Genomic DNA, 19,899 nt, shown 5'->3' with positions numbered 1-19,899 from the left:
TCAGGAAATTCCATGAGCTTAAAAGATCAAATTACCGAAGACATGAAATCAGCAATGCGTGCCAAAGAGATGACAAAGCTGGGCACGATACGCTTGATTACTGCCGCCATGAAGCAAAAAGAAGTGGATGAGCGAATTGAATTGACCGACACATTGGTGCTCGCCATCATAGAAAAAATGATTAAGCAGCGCAAAGATTCCATCACACAGTTTGAGGCCGGGAATCGCCAGGATTTGGCAGATATCGAAAAAGCAGAGCTGGCTATTTTGTGTGCCTATATGCCCGCTGGTTTGACTGATGCAGAAATGCAGGCAGAAGTTGCCGCCGCTGTCGCCGCGAGTGGTGCAACTGGTGCGCAGGATATGGGTAAAGTGATGGCAATATTGAAGCCGAAATTGGCGGGCCGTGCTGATATGACGGTGGTCTCTGGTTTGGTAAAAGCAGCTTTGTTGTCTCGTTGATATTTCTTGTTTTGCTCTTTGTCACTTAGTTTGCCGCTTTGATTCCTCAAACCTTTATTCAGGATTTGCTCGCCCGCGTTGATATTGTCGATGTGGTGGGTAAGTACGTGCAGTTGAAAAAAGGCGGCGCAAACTACATGGGATTGTGTCCGTTTCACAACGAGAAATCTCCTAGCTTTACGGTAAGCCCGACTAAGCAGTTTTATCATTGTTTCGGTTGCGGTGCGCACGGCACTTCCATTGGATTTTTGATGGAATATTCGGGAATGAGCTTTGTCGACGCAGTCAAAGACTTGGCGCAAAGCAACGGTATGATAGTGCCGGAAGACGATAAATTACTTCCTGCGCAACGTGCAGAAGTCCAGGCAAAAAGTCTGGCGCTAACTGATGTGATGACCAAAGCCTGCGATCATTACCGTACACAATTGCGTAGCGCCGAAGGGGCGATTGCCTACCTGAAAAAGCGTGGCTTGACGGGGGAGATCGCCGCTCGTTTCGGGTTGGGTTATGCGCCAGATGGCTGGGATGGCTTGCGCGCAGTTTTCCCTGATTATGCAGCGCCGCCTTTGGTTGAGGCTGGTCTCGTAATCGATAAAAGCGAAGAAGAGGGTGGTGGACGCAAGCGCTATGATCGTTTTCGTGATCGCATCATGTTTCCAATTCGCAATACTAAAGGGCAAGTTATAGGTTTTGGTGGTCGTATTTTGGAGCAAGGTGAGCCGAAGTACTTGAATTCACCTGAAACGCCGCTATTTCAAAAGGGTTTTGAGCTGTATGGTTTGTTTGAGGCGCGGCAAGCGATACGTGAAGCGGGTTATGTGCTTGTCACCGAAGGTTATATGGATGTGGTGGCGTTAGCGCAGATGGGTTTTCCGCAAGCAGTAGCGACCTTGGGTACGGCTTGCACACCAACTCACGTGCAAAAATTGTTGCGTCAGACTGATCATGTGATTTTTAGTTTTGATGGGGACAGTGCTGGACGTCGTGCTGCCAGACGCGCGCTGGATGCTTGTTTGCCGCATGCAAATGACAATAAAGTCATTAAATTTTTATTTTTGCCGACGGAGCACGACCCGGATAGTTATATCCGCGAGCTAGGAAATGATGCCTTTGCTCAGCAGGTTCAGGATGCGATGCCACTGTCACAGTTTTTCATGAAAGAAGTGATTGGTGATAGCGATTTATCTACGGCTGAGGGGAGGGCAAAAGTCCAGTTTGATGCAAAGCCGTTGTTGCAACAAATGCCGCCTTCTGGTTTGCGTTTGCAAATGGTGCGTAGCCTGGCTCAAGTTACTAAGACCACACCGTCAGAAATTGAAGCATTGTTTGAATTGGCTCAGCCTGTATCGCGTATAAAAATTGCGCCGCCAAAAAGTAGGCGCAGTGCTCCGGTTGGTCTGGAGCGACAAATCATGCGGATTTTAGTTGCCCACCCATCGCTCTCTTTATTGCTTGATGCGGCAGCTTTGGCTGATGCAGCACAACTTGCGCCCGATGGCGCTGAGATGTTGACGCAGTTGGTGTTGGTGGCGCAAACCATGGGGCAGCAGGCCAATTTTGCGGCTTTGGCTGAGCATTTACGGACCACAGGTGCAGACTATGATGCCTTGATTGCAGAAATAGCCGAGCAAACCGAAACCGATATTGACGTGGTAAAGCAAGAATTGGCGGGTGCAATACGGCAAATGCGGTTTCAGGTATTAAAGGCGGAGATGGAGGCGCTGGCTGCATCAGGTTTGCGTGATGCGGTTGATATTGCCCGTTATCGTGAAATTATGCAGTTGCAAGAGGCTTTGCGTCGCCAGGCTGTGGCAGAAGTGGCAGTGCGATGATCTTTGGTTAAGCATGGCGTTGCCTATTTTTTGCTCAATAAAATTGAACTGAAATACGGTGGGGCTAGAGTAAAGCCTATGCTCGTGGTATAATTAAAAGCTTTCGATTCAAGGTCTTAGGTTGTTTCATTCTGAGCGGAGAGGTTTTAGAACTGCTTAGAATGTGTTGTTTAGGTGAGCGTAATGCTCCTCCGAGTAACCCAAAATACTGGCGCTGAGACTCGGGTAGTCTGACATAGAAAAGGGTGTAGCTCTTCGTACAGATCAATTGATCTGACGGATGATCATTGTCTTTTTATATGAACTAGATTGCCACCTCTGTTCTGGTAGGTTTGATTCAATGGCTAAAGCAATGAAGAAACCCGCGAACACTCCGATATCCTCAGCAGCAAAAAAAGTGGTGGCCAAAACGGCTCCGGCAAAGTCTGTCCCTAAAGTTGCAGTTACTAAGGCTGTAATTTCGGCTAGTAAAACTAAGCCAGCAACAACAAAAGTAGTGACTAAGACGGCCGTAAAAATGCCGGCAAAAAAAGAGGTTGCGAAAGATGTTAAAGCACCTAAAGTGATAAAAGCAGTGGCTAAGCTGGACGCAACTAAAACTGCTGTAGATAAATCCAAAGCCAGGAATATTGTAAGAGATGAACCCAAGGCGAGCGTTAAAGCGTTATCTAAGGAAGCGACGGGCAAGACTGCAAAGCCAGTAGCGAAGGCTGATGGCGCATCTAAAGATTCATCCAAAGACGCATTAAAAGACTCAAATAAGCACGCTTCTGATCTGCCGGCGGGCAAAAAAGCGGACAAGCCACAAACTGCACCATTGAAAGCTTCTGTGACAATTAACAAGACCGATCCAAAGACAGTGATTAAACCAACTAAGAATTCAGCAAAGGCTGACAAAGTACCTGAAATTCAGGAAATCAAGTCCGGTTCTGCGCCTGCTGTTAGCCAGACTACGGATGCTGCCGTGTTGGCTGCAATTGACACCTCAGGCTATATTTTGCCTGGTGTTAAAGTGCCAGGTCGTCGCGGTCGTAAGCCAAAAGAATATCAGCCTGAGAATGAAGATTTAGCTGCGCTGAATGCTGTTGAGCGCGCAGAAATGAAAGCGATCGACAAAGCCAAGGCGAAGGATCGCAAAGCAAAAGAAAAAGCTTTGCTGAAAGATGCCTTCTCTGCCGATCCAGAAGCGACCGCAGAAGAGTTAGAGCGTCGTCGCCAAAAGCTGAAAACTTTGATCAAGTTAGGTAAGGATCGTGGTTATCTAACCTTTGCCGAGATCAACGATCATTTGCCAGAAAACGTGGTCGATCCTGAAGCAATTGAAGGCATCATCGGTACTTTTAACGACATGGGCGTCGCCGTCTATGAACGTGCGCCAGATGCTGAAACATTGTTACTGTCTGATAACGTAGTTACCGTTACCAGCGATGACGACGAGGTTGAGGCTGCTGCTGAAGCGGCGTTGTCTACCGTTGATTCTGATTTCGGTCGCACTACTGATCCTGTCCGTATGTATATGCGTGAAATGGGTTCGGTTGAGTTGCTGACGCGCGAGGGCGAAATTGTCATCGCCAAAAAAATCGAAGAAGGTCTGAAGGACATGATTCAGGCGATCTCTGCCTGCCCGACAACGATTGCTGAGATTCTGGTTTCAGCAGAGCGTATTCGTAATGACGAGATTAAGATTGACGAGTTGGTTGATGGTTTAGTTGATCCCAACGCAGTCGAAGAAGAAGAAAAGCCTGTTGTAGTCGTGGTAGAAGAGGAAGAGGACGAAGAGGAAGAAGAGGAAGAGGAGGAAGAGGAAGATGAAGAGGCAAGCGCCGCTGGTGCCGCTGCTATCTCCGCCGAGCAATTAGAACAATTGAAGCGTGACTCCTTAGCTAAATTTGATATCATCTCCACCAATTTTGACAAGATGCGTAAATCCTTTGAAAAAGAGGGTTACAACTCAAAGTCCTACATCAAAGCGCAGGAAGCGATTTCCAACGAATTGATGGGCATCCGTTTTACCGCTAAAGTCGTTGAGAAATTATGTGACACTTTGCGCGGTCAAGTGGATGAAGTTCGCCATGTAGAAAAACAGATTCTGGAAGTAGTAGTTAACCGTTGCAACATGCCACGTAGTCATTTCATCAAAGTATTTCCAGGTAATGAAGTCAACCTGAAATGGGTTGAAGGCGAAGTTAATGCCGGCCATTCTTACAGCGCTATTTTGGGTCGTAATGTACCGTCAGTACAGCAGCTCCAGCAAAAGCTGATCGATCTGCAGGCACGGGTAGTTTTACCTTTGCCTGATTTACGCGGCATCAATAAAAAGATGTCTGCTGGCGAAATGAAAGCACGTAAAGCCAAGCGTGAAATGACGGAGGCCAACTTGCGTCTGGTGATTTCTATCGCGAAAAAATATACTAATCGTGGTTTGCAATTCTTAGATTTGATCCAGGAAGGCAACATCGGTTTGATGAAGGCGGTAGATAAGTTTGAATATCGCCGTGGTTATAAGTTTTCTACTTATGCTACATGGTGGATTCGCCAGGCGATTACCCGTTCTATTGCGGATCAGGCGCGTACGATTCGTATCCCGGTGCACATGATTGAGACCATCAATAAGATGAATCGTATCTCACGTCAGATTTTGCAAGAGACTGGTGTAGAGCCAGATCCAGCGACGTTGGCAATCAAGATGGAAATGCCGGAAGATAAAATCCGCAAGATCATGAAGATTGCTAAAGAACCGATTTCAATGGAAACACCGATCGGTGACGATGATGATTCACATCTGGGTGATTTCATTGAAGACAATCATACATTGGCACCGGCAGATGCAGCGTTGCACGCATCTATGCGTAATGTCGTTAAAGATGTATTGGATTCATTGACCCCGCGTGAAGCTAAAGTATTGCGTATGCGTTTTGGTGTTGAGATGTCCACTGACCACACCTTAGAAGAAGTAGGTAAACAGTTTGACGTAACACGTGAGCGTATTCGTCAAATAGAAGCCAAGGCATTGCGTAAATTACGCCATCCATCACGTTCTGATAAGCTGAAAAGCTTCCTAGAAGGTAATTAATGTAATACAATTGGCGTCGGTTTTTTCGACGCCTGTTTTGCGTTTGAATTTGAGCTTTTTTTTGAATTCAACAATTTGCAGGTGACAGCGTTAAAGCGATACCTGCATAACCCTGATAAAGATTCTTACACGGATATTTGTCAGATTTAAGCAGCTTAGCTTGCAGAAAGAATTGGGCCTCTAGCTCATGTTGGTTAGAGCAGCGGACTCATAATCCGTTGGTACCGTGTTCGACTCACGGGAGGCCCACCATCATACAATGACTGATATCAAGTCCAATCCTGAGCAGATCGCTACCGTTGTAGTAGATTCTGCCCCCTCTGTACCTACCATACGTTTCGAAGATTTCGGACTGTCGCCTGAGATTTTGCGCGCTTTATCTGATCAAGGTTACGTACACCCCACACCGATTCAAGCTGAGGCAATTCCTATCGTATTGCAAGGCCGCGATGTGATGGGTGCTGCACAAACGGGTACTGGCAAAACTGCTGGCTTCTCGCTGCCGATTATTCAATTGTTATTAGCACACGCGAGTACCAGTGCCTCGCCAGCTCGTCATCCCGTACGTGCTTTAATTTTGACGCCGACGCGTGAACTGGCTGATCAGGTTGCCGAAAACGTTCAGGCATATTCGCGCCATACTCCGCTGCGTTCTACGGTCGTTTTTGGCGGTATGGATATGGCGCCACAGACAGCTGCCTTGCGTGCCGGTGTTGAGATTGTGATTGCGACACCTGGTCGCTTGTTGGATCACATTCAGCAGAAAACGATTAACTTATCGCAGACGCAAATCCTGATCATGGATGAAGCGGACCGTATGTTAGACATGGGCTTTTTGCCTGATCTGCAACGCATCATTAATTTGTTGCCAAAGCAGCGTCAGAACTTAATGTTCTCTGCTACGTTCTCGCCAGAAATTAAAAAACTGGCTGCCAGTTTTTTAAGCAATCCAGTAATGATCGAGGTCGCACGCAGCAATGCAACTGCAGATAACGTCACACAAATTTTGTATAAAGTGGCTGAGGAAGAGAAGCGCGACGCGGTCTCGTTCATTATCCGCGAGCGTGGTTTAAAACAAGTAATCGTTTTTTCCAATACCAAGATTGGTGCTTCGCGTCTGGCCGTGCATTTAGTCAAACAAGGTGTAAAAGCCTCAGCAATCCATGGTGATAAATCTCAGGCAGAGCGCATGGCTGCTTTGGATGCATTCAAACGTGGAGAAGTTGAAGTGCTGGTAGCGACCGATGTGGCCGCACGTGGTTTAGATATCGCCGAACTGCCTTGCGTCATCAACTACGATTTACCGTATAACGCAGAAGATTATGTCCATCGGATTGGCCGCACTGGCCGTGCTGGTGCGACTGGCGATGCGATTTCTTTGCACACAGATAAAGATGAGCGCTTGCTGCTTGATATTGAAAAATTGATCAAGCAAAAAATCGTCAAAGTACAATTGGCAGGTTTTGTCGCGCAGACACAGCAATTAGCGGAGCGTAAACCACGTCAATTCAGTAGCGATAGAGCGGCTGAAAAATCAACGGATAATGTAGAAGGCAGATCAGCAGGTAGATCAATAGACAGAACGGCCGAAAAGTCATTCGATCGTCCTGCACGTAGTTTTAATCCACCAAGAGAAAAAGTCGATCCTTGGTTTTTAAAGCCTTACGAACCTAGTGCATCGTCGATCAAAGTAGCGGCAACGAGTGAAAATAAAACAGCAGCCAAACCGCAGAAAAAAGCGGCATTGCTTGGCGGTCTGCGTCGGCCTGATTGATTGCCATTAAATCTTAACTTGGTTCCAAATTGGTTCCGACTCAGTTCTAATCCTCTCGCGCTGTTCCAGTAATTGTCTCCATGCTGTAACAGCGCCATGCCAAAATTCTTCCAAGGTGTCTCCGTATTGTTGGGTCTCGATTTTTAATCCCAATAATTCTGCAGCTGGTAGTAAAGCCTGACGTAGTACATCACGTTCGCTGCCACTGACATCAATCGCTTGCGCGCCAGTTTGTTTAGACAGTTTGTCACCATTGGCATTGGCAACCACCGGGATATGCAAATACTGCACATGCGGCAATCCCAGCAAATCTTGTAAATAAATTTGCCTCGGCGTCGAGTCTAATAAATCGTCACCGCGTACAACATGAGTTACACCTTGCGCCGCATCGTCAACCACCACAGCGAGTTGATATGCCCAGAAACCATCCGCGCGTTTTAAAACAAAATCACCGGCCTCGGTCGCAATATTTTGACTGATTTCACCTAGCCATCGGTCGGTGAATGTCACCAGACCTTGATCTTCATCCGGCACCCGCAAGCGCCAGGCGCGGGCGGGTTTGTTGTTTGCCAGACCTGCACGGCAAGTGCCCGGATAAATCACTAAACCAAATCGTGAGGTTGACGGTAGCGTTGAAGTTGAATTTGGGATTGAAGTTAAAGTTGAAGTGCGAGAACTACGCCGCGAATCAGCAATCTCTTTACGCGAACAGCTGCAGGGATAAATCATCGGGGCTAGTTGCCGGAAAGCGGTTTCGTATAAATGGGTGCGCTGGCTTTGCCATTCAATGGCATCGTTCCATTGCATTTTGCATCGGCACAGTAGTTCTATAATGGCTAAATCGGCGCCTTTGACATCTCTGTCAAAGTCTAAATCTTCGATTCTGAGTAGCCATTTTCCATCGTGGGCTTTTGCGTCTAAGTAACTCGCCATTGCCGCCACTAAAGACCCCATATGTAAGGCGCCCGTGGGGGAGGGGGCAAAACGTCCGACATAGTTATTCAACTTATTCAAGCTAGTCACCATCGTCAGCTGCCCGATAACATGCGCTGTACCACCGGATCAGCTAATCGTTGTAAAAACCACTGTAGCGCCTTTCCTTTGTCGTTTCTGCGCCACGCAATGTGGTTATTGCCAGTGAGTCTGTTTTCTTGCAAAGTTTTTTCTACCAATGCGCCAGATTGTAGATGTGGCAACGCAAGCTTGCGCGGTAAATTACCACAACCTAATCCCGCTATTTGCGCTAATAATTTTGCCTGCAATGTGGGAACTGTCAGCGTATCCTGGCCCGCCAGAAGTCCCGCATTGATCGATGGCAGATTGCGCCCCGTATCGCCGACGGCGATTGCCCGGTGGCTTTGTATGACGGTCGCTGTCAATGGCTCCGGCGCTGTTGCCAGCGGATGTTTGGCTGCAACGGCAAAGACCCAATCGATATTGCCCATGGTCTGAGTCTGATATTCGCCATGCATGCGCAAGGTATCTGGTCCATCGTAAGCGGCACCAATCGCCAGATCTGCCCGACCGGCGAGCAGTGTCTCCCATACGCCGGACAAGGTTTCTTGAGAAATTCTTAAGCGTGTGCCGCAGGCCTGGTGCTGGAATTCTTGAATCAGTGGCAAAAAATGTTCAAACTGAATTACGCCATCCATGACGATACGCAACTCCGCCTCCCAGCCTGTTGCGGTGCGCTTGACCCTTTGTTCCAGCTCTTCTGCCGCCAATAATAGATGCCGCCCTTGCGTCAATAATTCTTGCCCGGCCGTAGTTAGCTTGGCGCGGTGACCGCGTCGATCAAATAGCAGCACGTCCAGATCATCTTCCAGTTTGCGGATACTGTAGGTGATGGCGGAAGGCACTTTATCTAAGGCGCTTGCTGCTGCCGCAAAGCTACCTTTGCGGTCGATGGCATCCAAAATTTGCAGTGCTTCGAGAGTTAAATTCATGGTGAATTATTCTTATACAAAAATACTGAACGAGAAGTAGAAAATATTCCCCTTATATTCAGGTTCTGGCAGGTATATATTGCACCACATCATATCAATTATTTGAATAAGGTAGGGTTTCCACTAACCCTAAAAATACGATGCTGACAGTCCATAAATCAGAACAACGCGGTTATGCCGAACACGGCTGGCTGAGATCTCATCACAGTTTTTCCTTTGCCGATTACCACGATCCTGCACACATGGGTTATGGCCCTTTGCGCGTGATTAATGACGATCATATCGCGGCCGGAATGGGGTTTGGGACGCATGGTCATAAGGATATGGAAATTATTACCTACGTGCTTCAAGGTGCGATTGCGCATAAAGACAGCATGGGCAATGGCAGTACCATTCTCCCGGGTAATGTGCAGTACATGAGCGCCGGAACAGGTGTTCGCCATTCTGAATTTAATCCATCGCCAGACAATCCCACGCACTTATTGCAGATCTGGATACAGCCATCCGTGATTAACGCGACACCAGCGTATGAGGAAAAACATTTTAGTCGGGAAGACAAAGCGGGCCGCCTGCGTCTAGTCGTGTCGCCCGATGGTGCGGATGATTCCATTAAAATCCGTCAAGACGCACGGTTGTACATTGGTCTGTTTGACGGCGAGCAGGCGAGTAGTTTGATCTTATCGAAAGATCGCCTTGCCTACATCCATCTGGCAAGCGGTCAACTGACTGTCAACGGCGTGCAGTTGTCAGCGGGCGATGCGGTGAAATTGCGTGAAGAAGAATTAGTGCAGTTGGAAGCGGGAAAGCAGGCAGAAGTACTGGTGTTTGATTTACCAAAATAATTTGGCTGAGCCGATGGATAAAAATATTCTGACGCGATGACTGATGAATGAAATAACGAAATAACGAAATAACTAAATAACTAAAAGGAACTCCCATGAAAAAAGTAGCGATTGTGTACCACTCAGGTTATGGCCACACTAAAAAAGCAGCAGAAGCAGTCCATGCAGGTGCCGCAGCGGCAGGTGCAGCAGCAGAACTGATTGCGATTGATGCAGAAGGCAATATCACTGATGCCAACTGGGCCAGTCTGGAAGAAGCTGATGCGATCATCTTTGGATCGCCGACCTATATGGGCACGGTTTCCTGGCAGTTTAAGAAGTTTGCCGATGCCACGTCCAAGCCTTGGTATTCACAAGTATGGCGAGATAAAATCGCTGGTGCTTTCACCAATTCTGCCAGCATGAATGGCGACAAACTGTCGACGCTTCACTACCTGTTCACCTTGTCGCAACAGCATTCCATGATCTGGGCTGGTACTGGATTGATGCCATCCAACAGCAAGGCAGCGCAGCGTAATGACGTTAATTATCTGGCCAGCTCTTCTGGCTTAATGACGCAATCACCGTCTGATTCTTCGCCAGAAGAAGGTCCGTTGCCAGGCGATTTGGAAACCGCAAAATTATTTGGTAAGCGTATTGCAGAAGTGGCGGCACGGTTCACTAAGTAATGATCCGGCTGCGATAGATGAGTTGATTTGCGTTGATTTTTGTTAATCGGCAGAAGGATGGCTAGCGGAGTTGATCAACGAAGTTAAGCCATCAAGTGAAGCAATCTGATCAATCAGCAGACACGCCAACATTTTAGCGCCAAAAAAGCCTGCTCAATGAAAATTGGCAGGCTTCTTCTTTTTTTGATGAGAGTACTACCTAGGCTTAATATAATTACTCCTACCCTGTATATTATAGTTGTCCATGTAAATTCTGGACAATACGGCATATTTGTAAAAAATAAAGGGGAGTATATATAAATTCCGAATTAAATCTACCGCTTTGGCCGGCCATTCTCAGCCTATTGCCAATACATCAGACAAGGTGGAATCAGCAGCAACAATGCCAGTGCCAGATACATTAATTGCAGCGGGATCATCCACTTTGCCCAGGTTGCCCAGGGTATCCGTGCTAAGGCCAGTACGCCGACGGTAATGCCAGATGTCGGGATCATCGGTGTCGTAAATTCACCAAATTGAAAAGCCAGAATCGCGGTTTGCCGCGTTACCCCGACCAAATCCGCCAGCGGAGCCATGATCGGCATGGTAAGCGCCGCTTGTCCGCTACCTGAGTGGATGAAAAAGTTAATCACGGTTTGGATCAGAAACATTTTTTGCGCCGCAAACACCGGGCTGGCTGACTGCACAAATGGCATCAGACCATGGAGCATGGTGTCGATGATATGGGCGTCGCGGGCGAGGATCATGGTGCCGCGTGCCAGGGCAATCACCAGCGCAGTGGTGACCAGATCTTTTGCGCCTTGCAAAAATGCCTCGATAAATTCGTCCGAGCTTAATTTACCGACGACGCCGACGATGATTGCCATGACTAAAAACAATGCCGCAATCTCATTAATAAACCACTCATACTTGACGACGCCCAGCACCATGACGCCCAACGAGGCTGCAAATAGCAGCAAGACTAATTTATGCGTGACAGTGACACCGGTGAAGTGAGTAAATTCATCGTGCTTGAGACTTTTTCTTTTCTCTTGATCAAGTTCAAAGGTCGGACTTTTCTCTGGTGATTGTTTGATTTTCGCGGCATACCACATTAAAAAGCCGATGGTCAGGGTGGTAGCAATCACCCACACAATCACACGGTACTGCAAGCCAGAAAACACCGGCACACCGGCGATGCCCTGCGCGATGCCGACATTAAACGGGTTTAAAAATGCCGCAGCAAAGCCGACTTGCGATCCGATAAACGGGATCGAGACTCCCACAATCGAGTCATATCCCAAGGCCAATGCCAGCGGGATAAAAATCAAAATGAACGGGATCGCTTCTTCACTCATGCCAAAGGTCGCGCCACCGAGCGAAAACATGGTGACAAACACCGGAATAATCATCGCCCGGATGAATGCAGAATTGGTGTGCGCCTTTGCCACCGACTTGATCATAGAATCGATCGCCTCGGTTTTTTGCAACACGGCAAACGCACCGCCGACAATCAGCACAAAGCCGATGATCAGCGCCGCCTCAACAAAACCTTTGATTGGTGCCATCATCAACGCCACAAAGCCCTGCGGATTGCTGGTGATGTAATGGAAGGTGGCAGGATCGATCAAGGTTTTGCCATTGACGACGTGCGTATCGTATTTGCCACCGGGCACTAGCCAGGTTGCCAGCGCAATCAAGGCCAATAGAGAAAACAGCAGCACAAAGGTGTTGGGGAGTTTGAGTTTTTTCATTTTTTGTATCTCCAATACTGGCGAATATTCATATACTCCCCCTTACTTATTTAAAATATGCCTCATAGTCCAATAATTATATGGACAATAAAATATACATGGTGAGAGTATGTATATTCATTGTGCTTGAAACATGAGCTGAACTTATTTTAAAGTCAACTTCCAAGCTAACTTTGGCGCTAACTTCACAGCGACAATAATTTCCCTGTCCGGAACGGCACAGTTCCCGCGATTTTCGCAATCGCCATTCCTCGCTGTACATAACGGTAGGCGGTGCGGGCAAACATTTTTCCACCGACTTTGGCGATGAGCGGGGTTGTTTTGCCAGAAATCGGATCAATCACCTCGCCGATGATGTCGCCTTGTTGCACCATGTCACCCGGTCTTTTTGAGAACACCAGCATGCCAGCATGCGGCGCGGCGATTGGTAGCACGGCTTCTAACGGCGTCGGTGCACAAAATGCGGCGGGCAGAGGTGGCGTTGCAATGTCGAGCTGCCCTTTGTAAGCGAGGTAGGCAATTAAGGCATCGGCATCTTGCTCTGCCAGCTCATGCGCGACATCGACTTCTCCGCGTAGTTCGACTGTGACCGGGACGCAGGCAAATGGAATCGGGAATTGATCTTTAAAATGGTTCGCCAGCTCCCACCAGAGCCGACCACAGGTTTCATCAAACGGATCGTCGCCAGATTCGGTAGCGAGTAGCATTGCCTCCGCGCCCAGATAGCGTGCCAGCGGTAACACCTCTCCGGCGACTGGTGTGCCGGTATATAAATGCATTACAGACTGATTGTCACAGTGCAAATCCAGAACGATGTCAGCATCACATGCCAATGATTGCAAGGTTTTACGTAAAGAGTCCGCCTCGGTCGCCGGTTGCCATTGCGCCAACAACAAGAGCACTTGCTCACGGATGATGCTGACATTTTTATTGATGTCACTTCCGAGTAGCGTAGCTAAGCTCTCGCGCAATACCGGTATCAAATTGCGGTAGCCGCGATTAAAGTTGATGCCCGAGGCCAGATCAAAACGCCCAAATGGCTCACCTTGAATCGCCTGATCCAGACCAATCGGATTGGCTAGCGGTACCAGCACAATCTCACCCCGAATTTTTCCATTTGCCTCTAAGGCTTCTAGCCGCGCGCGCAGATGATGTGCCACCAGCATGCCCGGAATTTCGTCCGCATGCAAAGAGGCTTGGATGTAGGTTTTTAGCGACCTCTGTACGCCCCTCGTATCGTTTGTACTATTGCTTCCATCATTGCTGGCGGCTTGCCCAAAGTGATAGCTGACAAATTGACGCTGGGTGCCGATGCTGCGCGCTTCTAGCAGGTGAGTTTTGATTTCCATATTGTTTTAATTGGTGTGGTTACGTAGAGGTTGTATTTTTGGACAATGCTAATTTTTCAGATGCAAAGGCGGATCTCATTTTAGATGGTCTATTTTTTCAAGAGTTCTGTAAAACCTTGATGAAAAAATAAACAAAGCGCGAACAGGCGGTAATCAATTGAAATCATTATGACGTATTTTTTACACAAAATGAAGTTATGCAAAAAAATTTACAAATAATGTTGAGTTTGTTCAAAATCAGATATACGATTCATTTCAGCAAAAATGTTTTAAACAAAATTGAAATACAAATAAGACTTGATGTGATTTTTTATTTGTATGATGTAGTCCCTGTTTTATTTAGACTGAAAAATCCTTATGGTTAAGTCGATCACCCCAAATGTAGTCAATACCGAGGCAGCTACGCCAGAGGTTGCTTTTGCGCAATCCAAACTCGGCAAGATACTAATTAAGACCCTGACTGAGGGATCGTCTTCATATCAAAGCATTGCGGATTATTTGTTGCGCAATCAGGTCAGAGTAACTGCCTTGGGTATAGAAGATTTAGCGCAAAGTTGCCAGGTATCGACCGCAACGATCAGCCGCTTTGCCCGCGATATTGGTTTCTCCAATTATGCCGCGATGCGTAATGAAGTGGCGGAGACTTTGCAAAGTGTATTTCAGCCAGTAGAGAAATTACGCAATACCATCGAGCGTCGCACGCAAGAGACTAATCCTGCGATTACCAGTCTTGAATACGCATTAGCCAATACGGATGCGACAAAACAAAACTTGTCGATTGAGGTCTTAAACCAGGTGGTGAGTAAGTTAGTCAAAGCGCGCACGGTCTACGTCATGGGCTTTGGCTTAAGTGCGCATCTGGCAGGGATGTTAGCGCTGCATTTACAACCATTTTGCTCGCATGTAGTTGAGGTGGTGGGTTATGGGGGTACCGAGGTTGCTGCCGGACATTTGGCTAGTATTTCTGATAAAGATGTCCTGATCTTGATCTCTTTTCCGCGCTATGCCAATGACGCCATCAAGTTAGCGCAATTCGCGCGTGATCATGACACCTGCATCGTATCCATGACCGATTCAACCGCGTCGCCATTGGCGGCAGTCGGCGATTTTTTATTATTGGCACCGAGTACTCATCCGGTTTTGCCAAGTAGTTCCATTGCGGCCATCGCGCTGATCGAAGCTTTAGTCAGCAGTCTGATGGTATCCAATCGTAAGAATGTAGAAAAGGCGATGAAGCTGACCGAGGCTTTATCCGCTTATTTACATGGATCTGACGCGAACTCCAAAAGCAGTAGCAAGGAGCTAGCAATGAGAAAGAAGAAGAAATCAGAATCTGACTAGGACCTAAACAGCAGTTTTATTTAATCCCGGTCGGAGTTGAAAAAAATGGCTTTTAAAAAGCCAGGGTGAACTGCTGTCTAAAAATTTTGGTGCACTGGTGCTCAGCTTATAAGTGCTTCAGTATTTTTGTGATTCAAATGTTGGGTTAGTCCTTTGGAGTTAGTGCGTTGAGTGTTTGATTTTTTATCTTGTAAAAAACATTGTGAGGGGAAGTGAAAATGAAAAATAAAAGTAGAGAAATACAGATCAGGCCAACGAAGATTGCTTTATCTATTCGTTACGCTTTAGGTTTGTCGGCGGTCTTGGGTTGTGTCAGTCCTTCCGCGTTTGCACAAGCGGAGGCTGATGCAGCCAAAGTACAGCGAGTAGAAATCACTGGATCGTCTATCAAGCGGTTAGATGCAGAAACTGCGATGCCTTTGCAAATTTTGACCCGTGCTGAAATTGATAAAAGCGGCGTGACAACCGCAGCCGAATTGTTGAGCAAAATATCCGCCAGTGCAGCTGCCTTAACTGACGGTGCCAGCTTTAGTGATAACGGTGGAACACAGCGCGGCTTTAATGGCGCCAACTTACGCGGTATCGGCGTATCTTCAACTTTGATTTTGTTGAATGGCCGTCGCCTCGCAAACTTTGCATCGCCGGGTAATTCTTCTGGTGTCGATTTAAATTCCATCCCCGCTGCAGCGATTTCTCGCGTTGAGGTGTTGAAGGATGGTGCATCCGCAATTTATGGTACGGATGCGATTGGTGGCGTCATTAACTTTATCACGCGTCCTGATTATCAGGGCGCTGAGGTCTCTGCTTATACCGGTGGTACCCAACATGGTGGTGCAGGTAAAAATATTGTGACCTTATCAGGCGGTTTGGGTGACCTGACTAAAGATCGCTACAACGTTATGGCCGTGGTGAACGTGCAAGATAGTCAAAGTCTACGTTCTACACAAAGAGACTGGATCGGTTCTGCCTACCAACCAGATATTAATCTGGACGTCAGCAGCTCTAATACTTATCCGGCAAACGTGCGTCGTACTAAAGCAAGCGGCAGTGCAACTGGCTCACGCTTAAACCCAAGCGCGCCAAACTGTAATCCGCCATCAACAGTGTATGCGCCAGGTAGTTTTGTCGGTAGTCAGGCCTGTTTGTATGACTATATGCACGACACAGAGATTTTCCCTGAATCCAAACGTTTTTCTCTGTTGTCGCGCGGCCAGTATGCCTTGAATGACGACACGACTTTATTCGCAGAGGTATTGCACAGCGATACCAAGACTACCTACCGTATCAGTCCTTTGACGGTCAGCGATCTTAATTATCCATTACCAAGCGCGGGTGGGATTTATTATCCAAGCAGTTTAATCACCACTAATCAAACCCCTTTGCGCGTAGGTTTGCGTTTGAGCGAGGCAGGTCCGCGTACGAATGAAGTCGATGCCGTTGCACAGCGTATCGTATTGGGCGCTAAAGGTAGCGTTGCCGGTTGGGATTACGACACCGCATTGAACCATAGCGTTAGCACTGTCGATGATAAATACGTCAATGGATATGTTCGTACCTCCTTGTTTAATGCTGCATTTCTGAGCGGAAAAATTAATCCGTTTGGACCTTCTGGTGCCGATGGCCTGGCACTGTTAAATGCTGCAAAAATTAGTGATGCGGCGCGTCATTCGCGTGGTACGACCGATTCCTTAGATGCCAAAGCATCACGTGAATTGTTTGATATGGCGGGTGGTAAAGCCGCAGTTGCAGTTGGTGCAGAATATCGCCGTGAAAAATTAGACTTCACTCCTTCTGCTTTATTGGCTGCGGGTGAAATCCGTGGTGATGGTGCTGCGGCTGCCTATGGTGGTGACCGTGACGTGAAGGCGATTTATGCTGAGTTTAATTTCCCAGTATTAAAAAATGTGGAGACACAATTCGCACTCCGTCATGATCGTTATAACGACGTCGGTGGAACCACAAATCCTAAAGTCGGTATCCGCTGGAATCCAACTAAAGAAATCATTTTCCGTGGTTCTTATGGCACTGGTTTCCGCGCACCGACCCTGACTGATTTGCATGAGCCGGCACGTGTAGGGCAAACCAGTGGTGTGTATAACGATCCTTTGGGATGTATCAAAGTCGGGGCGATTGATAACACAAAAAATCCTGATTACTGTGGTATCCAGCCTAATCTGATCAAAGGCGGTACCGCTGATTTGAAACCAGAAACATCCAAGCAATACTCGTTTGGTTTTGTGTTTGAGCCTATGCGTACTTTGACGACCTCGATTGATTACTGGCGCATTCAGAAGTCCGATACTTTGTTAGCTAACGAGGGCGCTTATTTTAGTGATCCTACGCATAACTCGGCATATGTGGTGCGCGCTGCTGCTGACCCAACTTTGCCTGGGATTCCTGGTGCGATTGTGTCGGTCGATGGCCGTACGCATAACATCGGTACCTTAGATACCTCAGGAATAGATCTGAATGTGAACTGGCGTTTGCCTGCAAACGATATCGGTAAGTTTGCTGTGTCTTTAAACGGCACTTATGTATTCGATTACAAAACTAAAACTACTAACGCGAGTCCAGAAATCAATGGTGTTGGCGTGTTCACGGATACTCAAGTAGTTCAACGCTGGCGTCATACCTTGACGTTTGATTTTGATCGCGGTCCTTGGGGTGCTACTGTGCAGCAGACGTTCTATCAAGGCTATCAAGATCAAAATCCTAATCCAGATGGTTCGGTACGTCGTGTTGGTTCGTATGCATTGTGGGATATGAGTGGTAGCTATAAGTTGTCTAATGCGACCAGCTTCCGGGTAGGTATCAAAAACTTGTTAGATACCAATCCGCCGCGCTCTAACCAGGTGTATAGCTTCTTAGCGGGCTATGATCCTAGTTACACGGATCCACGTGGACGCTTCTTTTATGCTTCAGTGAATTACGCTTTTAAATAACATTAAGTCATATTTAAAAGTGGGGTGGCATGCTGTATGCCTCCCCATTTTTCTATCTTTATGACGTATGACGCAGCGATGTATCGCTAGATGATTTTTCAGTGGATTTATTCTCATGAGTAATTTGTTGTTATTTTTTTTGCGTCAATGTAAACGCATCAGTATTGTTTTCTTTATTCTTACTTTTGGTATGGTGCATGCCCAAACCAGGCTAGACCCAGCCCAGCCGGAGGCAGCAGGCACGCTGGTGATTATTGGCGGTGCTTTGCGCACTGATAATGCTGTAGTGTGGGGAAAAATAGTCGCTTTAAGTGGTGGCAAGGGCGCCAAAATTGCAGTGATCCCGGCTGCTGCTGCCAATCCCGAAAATGCGGGGAAAAATATAGCAGATACCTTAAACCGTTATGGTGCCCGCGCATTTGTGGTGCCGTTAGCGATCAGGCTCAAGGGGTCAGATTATCAAAAGGTCGCGAATGATCCATCAGTAGCCTCACAAATTCGTGCCGCTGGCGGAGTCTATTTTTCTGGTGGAGATCAAGGGCGAATCACGCAAGCTTTAGTTAAGCCAGATGGTACCAAGAGCGCAGCATTAGAGGCTATTTGGGATGTGTATCACCGAGGGGGCGTCATTGCTGGTTCTAGCGCCGGAGCGGCAATTATGAGTAGCACGATGTTTTATGACGCCAAGGCCGTTTTACCTACTTTGCAGTTTGGCGTAAATGAGGGAAAAGAAATCGCACCTGGCCTTGGATTTATTGGCGACCAAGTGTTTGTTGATCAGCATTTGATTATTCGCGGCAGGTTTGCGCGGATGATCCCGTTAATGCTGAAAAAAAATTACAAACTAGGTTTGGGGATTGATGAAAATACCGCCATGATTGTGCGGGGTAGGGCAGATATCGAAATCCTGGGATATAAAGGCGCAATACTGATGGATCTTAGCGAGGCAATATCCGACGCTCAATTGAATGCATTTAATATCACTAACGTAAAAATAAGTTATCTGGATCGTGGCGATCGTTATAACCTGCAAACGAAGGTTTTAATCACTTCAAAAGAAAAGCAAAAAGGAGTAGTAGATCCTGCAAATCCTTACAATGTAGAGAAGAAATTTTATCCAGACATATTAGGAAACACGACAATAGTAGATTTGATGCAGGATTTAATTGATAATAAGCAACTTCAGACAAAAGCGCTTGCTTTTGGTGATCCGGAAGCTCCAAATGCAGAAGCTGGATTTGAATTTACGTTCAGTAAGACTGCCGAAAGTAAGGGTTACTTTTCTAGCGCGCTAGGCTCTGACGCTTATACGGTAATGAATATTCGGATGGATATTCGACCTATCGTAATGCAAACGCCTTTATATCGATATAAATGAGCTTTTTTTTCGATTAGACGTGGTATTCTTCTAAAAAATGAGTTATTTTACTCTTTTATTTCTGTAATAAAATTACATCTTAATTTATTCCCACTAGGTAATTAATTTTATGAGCTGGTTTAATAATAATTAAATTTGTAATTTTGCTACACTATTGATTTTTTAAAGTGTGTGTTTTGCATTCGTAGCAAAAGTTTCAATGATCATAAAAATAGCTGATATCAGATTTGATAAGTCTACTCTGATGCTTGCAAATTTTGAAAAAATGAACGATGCTCTTCGTTTTTTAAAGCACAAACTAATTCGTCGCTAGCGAAAAATAAGTGATGCATAGTTTGTTAGCAGTTTAGAAGTCATAGTAGTGCATAATAATTCGTAATGTGGTCTCGACTCTGTTTTTTGCATTTAATTAAGCATTAAATTCAGAGGAGCATATTTTTGTAAATGTGGTAACAGGAGGATGGTAGGTATGGATTTTTCAAATCACCAGCAAGAGCCGGGCAAGAAGGTGTTCGGGATAGGGCTGGTAATCGCATTTCACATATTGCTCGTGTATGCC

General features: G+C 46.7%; 14 protein-coding genes and 1 tRNA gene. 10 read left to right on the top strand and 5 right to left on the bottom strand.

What is annotated here, in order from left to right:
* Nucleotides 1-12: 12 nt before the first annotated feature.
* Complete coding sequence (locus tag AAKU64_RS17495) at nucleotides 13-462, top strand: GatB/YqeY domain-containing protein (protein ID WP_354332745.1); 450 nt, start codon at nucleotides 13-15, stop codon at nucleotides 460-462.
* Between the two features lie 38 nt (nucleotides 463-500).
* Nucleotides 501-2,294 carry a DNA primase gene (dnaG, locus tag AAKU64_RS17490; protein ID WP_354332747.1) on the top strand — a complete coding sequence of 598 codons (1,794 nt, stop codon included), beginning with the start codon at nucleotides 501-503 and terminating at the stop codon, nucleotides 2,292-2,294.
* A gap of 264 nt (nucleotides 2,295-2,558) precedes the next feature.
* Here dnaG and AAKU64_RS17485 read toward each other — a convergent pair whose 3' ends face one another.
* Entirely contained in the window at nucleotides 2,559-3,137 is a 579-nt protein-coding gene (locus tag AAKU64_RS17485; protein WP_354332748.1) for a hypothetical protein, read from the bottom strand.
* Between AAKU64_RS17485 and rpoD the strand changes: the two genes are divergently transcribed.
* The 3 genes from rpoD (at nucleotide 3,124) to AAKU64_RS17470 (ending at nucleotide 7,141) form a co-directional block, all read left to right on the top strand.
* Entirely contained in the window at nucleotides 3,124-5,367 is a 2,244-nt protein-coding gene (gene rpoD, locus AAKU64_RS17480; RefSeq protein WP_354362548.1) for an RNA polymerase sigma factor RpoD, read from the top strand. The genes AAKU64_RS17485 and rpoD overlap by 14 nt on opposite strands.
* A 174-nt stretch (nucleotides 5,368-5,541) precedes the next feature.
* Nucleotides 5,542-5,619 (top strand) — tRNA-Ile (locus AAKU64_RS17475).
* A 7-nt stretch (nucleotides 5,620-5,626) separates the two neighbouring features.
* Nucleotides 5,627-7,141 carry a DEAD/DEAH box helicase gene (locus AAKU64_RS17470; RefSeq protein ID WP_354332752.1) on the top strand — a complete coding sequence of 505 codons (1,515 nt, stop codon included), beginning with the start codon at nucleotides 5,627-5,629 and terminating at the stop codon, nucleotides 7,139-7,141.
* Between the two features lie 6 nt (nucleotides 7,142-7,147).
* Here the strand turns inward: AAKU64_RS17470 and gluQRS are convergent, their stop codons facing one another.
* Both gluQRS and AAKU64_RS17460 read right to left on the bottom strand, forming a co-directional pair.
* A complete protein-coding gene (gluQRS, locus tag AAKU64_RS17465) occupies nucleotides 7,148-8,146 on the bottom strand; it encodes a tRNA glutamyl-Q(34) synthetase GluQRS (protein WP_503012613.1) in 999 nt (332 codons plus the stop codon).
* 23 nt (nucleotides 8,147-8,169) lie between these two features.
* On the bottom strand, nucleotides 8,170-9,087 hold the full coding sequence (locus AAKU64_RS17460; RefSeq protein WP_354362547.1) for a LysR family transcriptional regulator: 918 nt from the start codon (nucleotides 9,085-9,087) through the stop codon (nucleotides 8,170-8,172).
* 140 nt (nucleotides 9,088-9,227) lie between these two features.
* Between AAKU64_RS17460 and AAKU64_RS17455 the strand changes: the two genes are divergently transcribed.
* A complete protein-coding gene (locus tag AAKU64_RS17455; protein ID WP_354362546.1) occupies nucleotides 9,228-9,929 on the top strand; it encodes a pirin family protein in 702 nt (233 codons plus the stop codon).
* 95 nt (nucleotides 9,930-10,024) lie between these two features.
* Nucleotides 10,025-10,597, top strand: a complete 573-nt coding sequence (locus AAKU64_RS17450; RefSeq protein WP_354362545.1) for a flavodoxin family protein — start codon at nucleotides 10,025-10,027, stop codon at nucleotides 10,595-10,597.
* 341 nt (nucleotides 10,598-10,938) lie between these two features.
* Here AAKU64_RS17450 and AAKU64_RS17445 read toward each other — a convergent pair whose 3' ends face one another.
* Both AAKU64_RS17445 and AAKU64_RS17440 read right to left on the bottom strand, forming a co-directional pair.
* Nucleotides 10,939-12,330 carry a YfcC family protein gene (locus AAKU64_RS17445; protein WP_354362544.1) on the bottom strand — a complete coding sequence of 464 codons (1,392 nt, stop codon included), beginning with the start codon at nucleotides 12,328-12,330 and terminating at the stop codon, nucleotides 10,939-10,941.
* A 185-nt stretch (nucleotides 12,331-12,515) separates the two neighbouring features.
* Nucleotides 12,516-13,679, bottom strand: a complete 1,164-nt coding sequence (locus AAKU64_RS17440) for a succinylglutamate desuccinylase/aspartoacylase family protein (RefSeq protein ID WP_354332761.1) — start codon at nucleotides 13,677-13,679, stop codon at nucleotides 12,516-12,518.
* A 357-nt stretch (nucleotides 13,680-14,036) separates the two neighbouring features.
* Between AAKU64_RS17440 and AAKU64_RS17435 the strand changes: the two genes are divergently transcribed.
* From AAKU64_RS17435 to AAKU64_RS17425, 3 genes are all read left to right on the top strand, one after another.
* The gene (locus tag AAKU64_RS17435) at nucleotides 14,037-15,020 is read left to right on the top strand and encodes a MurR/RpiR family transcriptional regulator (protein ID WP_323492259.1); all 984 of its coding nucleotides are present in this window, start codon (nucleotides 14,037-14,039) and stop codon (nucleotides 15,018-15,020) included.
* Nucleotides 15,021-15,238: 218 nt separating this feature from the next.
* Nucleotides 15,239-17,962: a TonB-dependent receptor gene (locus AAKU64_RS17430; RefSeq protein ID WP_354332763.1), complete on the top strand. Its 2,724-nt coding sequence runs from the start codon at nucleotides 15,239-15,241 to the stop codon at nucleotides 17,960-17,962.
* A 115-nt stretch (nucleotides 17,963-18,077) separates the two neighbouring features.
* Nucleotides 18,078-19,340, top strand: coding sequence for a cyanophycinase (locus tag AAKU64_RS17425; protein ID WP_354332765.1), 1,263 nt, complete (start codon nucleotides 18,078-18,080; stop codon nucleotides 19,338-19,340).
* The last annotated feature ends 559 nt before the right edge of the window (nucleotides 19,341-19,899 follow it).

The organism is Undibacterium sp. GrIS 1.8 (assembly GCF_040544445.1).
Taxonomy (GTDB): Bacteria; Pseudomonadota; Gammaproteobacteria; order Burkholderiales; family Burkholderiaceae_D; genus Undibacterium.
The sequence above is the reverse complement of the archived record's forward strand: the minus strand, read 5'-3'. Positions and strand labels throughout refer to the sequence as shown.

Bases quoted from the DNA above. Each gene is read 5' to 3' on its own strand.
- AAKU64_RS17450 (WP_354362545.1), top strand. From the start codon at position 10,025: ATGAAAAAAGTAGCGATTGTGTACCACTCAGGTTATGGCCACACTAAA.
- AAKU64_RS17455 (WP_354362546.1), top strand. From the start codon at position 9,228: ATGCTGACAGTCCATAAATCAGAACAACGCGGTTATGCCGAACACGGC.
- AAKU64_RS17470 (WP_354332752.1), top strand. From the start codon at position 5,627: ATGACTGATATCAAGTCCAATCCTGAGCAGATCGCTACCGTTGTAGTA.
- AAKU64_RS17460 (WP_354362547.1), bottom strand. From the start codon at position 9,087: ATGAATTTAACTCTCGAAGCACTGCAAATTTTGGATGCCATCGACCGC.
- AAKU64_RS17445 (WP_354362544.1), bottom strand. From the start codon at position 12,330: ATGAAAAAACTCAAACTCCCCAACACCTTTGTGCTGCTGTTTTCTCTA.
- AAKU64_RS17430 (WP_354332763.1), top strand. From the start codon at position 15,239: ATGAAAAATAAAAGTAGAGAAATACAGATCAGGCCAACGAAGATTGCT.
- AAKU64_RS17425 (WP_354332765.1), top strand. From the start codon at position 18,078: ATGAGTAATTTGTTGTTATTTTTTTTGCGTCAATGTAAACGCATCAGT.
- AAKU64_RS17435 (WP_323492259.1), top strand. From the start codon at position 14,037: ATGGTTAAGTCGATCACCCCAAATGTAGTCAATACCGAGGCAGCTACG.
- AAKU64_RS17440 (WP_354332761.1), bottom strand. From the start codon at position 13,679: ATGGAAATCAAAACTCACCTGCTAGAAGCGCGCAGCATCGGCACCCAG.
- AAKU64_RS17495 (WP_354332745.1), top strand. From the start codon at position 13: ATGAGCTTAAAAGATCAAATTACCGAAGACATGAAATCAGCAATGCGT.